The 1,943-nt window shown below is 33.5% G+C and carries 3 protein-coding genes; all 3 read right to left on the minus strand.

The window, feature by feature from the left end; all coding sequences use genetic code 11:
• Nucleotides 1-297: 297 nt before the first annotated feature.
• The 3 genes from K8344_RS13810 to K8344_RS13820 all read right to left on the minus strand — a co-directional run bounded on the left by K8344_RS13810 (nucleotide 298) and on the right by K8344_RS13820 (nucleotide 1,734).
• Complete coding sequence (locus tag K8344_RS13810; RefSeq protein WP_237609266.1) at nucleotides 298-603, minus strand: hypothetical protein; 306 nt, start codon at nucleotides 601-603, stop codon at nucleotides 298-300.
• 494 nt (nucleotides 604-1,097) lie between these two features.
• Nucleotides 1,098-1,388 (minus strand): helix-turn-helix domain-containing protein, encoded by a 291-nt coding sequence (locus tag K8344_RS13815; RefSeq protein ID WP_237609267.1) that lies wholly within the window; start codon nucleotides 1,386-1,388, stop codon nucleotides 1,098-1,100.
• A gap of 1 nt (nucleotide 1,389) precedes the next feature.
• A complete protein-coding gene (locus K8344_RS13820) occupies nucleotides 1,390-1,734 on the minus strand; it encodes a type II toxin-antitoxin system RelE/ParE family toxin (protein ID WP_237609268.1) in 345 nt (114 codons plus the stop codon).
• Nucleotides 1,735-1,943: the final 209 nt, after the last annotated feature.

A 1,943-nucleotide genomic window follows, 5' to 3' on the forward strand; every position in this document is an offset into this window, starting at 1 on the left:
TTTTCCATTTTGTGCAAATCCCAAACTTGTAAAAAGTAAGAAAAATATTGATGTTAAAAATCTGTTCATAGGTTTTCTTCAAATTACAGGTAACGGTCTAGTATATGAAACGTAGCGCTGAAAATAGAAGCTATCTATTCGGATAAAACACAAGCCGAATTTTTAAATTTTACTATTTATTTTATTTTTTGGGAAGTTGTCAAATTTAAAAATTTGGCGACTTTCCAAATACGCCTTAACTTCGATTAAGCAATTAACTAGCTATGAGCTATATACTTTGTTGGCAAACGTTTTTTATTAATTCGGTAGTGGTGCTGGAATACCAAAACCAAGTTCTCCTAATATTACCCAACCTGGCAAAGTGAAAAATAAAAAAGCAAGAATCAAAAGACAGAGTACAGGAAAAAAAGCAGTTATAAAGTATTTGAAACCAAGTCTCTTTGAAAATCCGAAAATGGTTAGAAATAGCGATAATAATATTGTTCCAATTAAGAATATAATCATTGTATCTATGTCCAAAACATAAAAAGCCAAAACCATACTAATCACAAATAGTATAGAATTTCCTAATGGCGAAGATATATTTGAAATACTTTGTAACATTATATTGTTCCTTTTTCCTTATTTACGTCGATTCCAATATTTAAAAGCTGTTTTTTTTTTTGAATTAAAGTCAGTTTTTTAAATATTCCGCTTTCGATTTTCCCATCCAGCCATTGAGTCCTACAACGTTCCCAACTTTTTTCATATGGTGGCTCTCCGTTGTCGTCAAATCCGTATTCAAATCCACAATTACAAATATCATATGATGGATGTCCGTTTTCATCGTACTGTCGCCATTCTTTGTTAATCGCTTTTTCTCCGCAAACTGAACAATAACAAAGTCCGTCAGAACTAATTTTCAGTTCAACTTATTTCCCATTCCAAGTATTTATCGTTTCAGTTTTCAAATGTTTGCCAACGGTCTCGGCTATGAGTAGTTGCGTGGGTTAGTACTTAACTTTGCAAGTACACACCCAGCTGAAAATCCGTGAGGATTTTCAGAAGTAGGCGAGAACAAGCAATTACTTATAGCCAATGTTGTAAAACGTACTTAATTAAACTTCGATTGTAATATTAACCTTTCCACCAAGTCCTTTCTCAACGATGTCAAACAGGGTTTTTAAAGTCAGATTGCTACCGTTATTCTCAACACGGGATATATATGTCCGCTTTTTGTCAATAAGTTCGCCAAGTTGTTCTTGAGTCAGATTCTTTTCCTCTCGTGCGTTTCGTAAAAGCAGACCAATTTTAAACGATTCAAAATCTCTGTCGAGTTCATCTCTGCGTTCAGTTCCTTTTTTTCCGTAAACGGTATCTTTTATGTCTTTCCAGCTTTTAGTTTCCATCTTATTTGTTTTTTTCTTGGTAATACTCTTTCATTAATCGGACAGCTTTGTCGATTTCTTTTTTCGGTGTTTTTTGCGTCTTTTTTGTAAATCCGTTTAAGAGTATAACTAACTTACCTTTGTCGAAGAAGCAAAAAACCCGCCAGATATCCGACCCTAATTTTATTCGAGCCTCATATAATCCTTTATGGGTTTTCATTGGTGCCAAATAGGTTTTTGGCACGTGTTGAAAGGTTTCGATTATTTCGAAGACCTTAAATATTTTGTCCTGAATCTTTTTCGGTTGAGCAAGTAGAAACTCTTCGAAATAATGTTTGTACTGTATTACGTTCCTAACTTTTTCCATTGGCACAAAGGTAACTTAAAAGTTACTATTTTCAAAATTTGGAATTGTGTTTTTTACAGTCGGATTTTTCTTTGGTATGTTTTACAACGTTTAGTATAAAAGAAGTAGGGCTGTAAATAAGCCTGAGCCATTGGTTTTAGCACTTACTTGCCCTATTTTTTTTATACATTGTTAGGCAACGTTTTTATCCACGTGTTGCTTTATTTCGC

Source organism: Aequorivita xiaoshiensis (assembly GCF_022008395.1).
Taxonomy (GTDB): domain Bacteria; phylum Bacteroidota; class Bacteroidia; order Flavobacteriales; family Flavobacteriaceae; genus Aequorivita; species Aequorivita xiaoshiensis.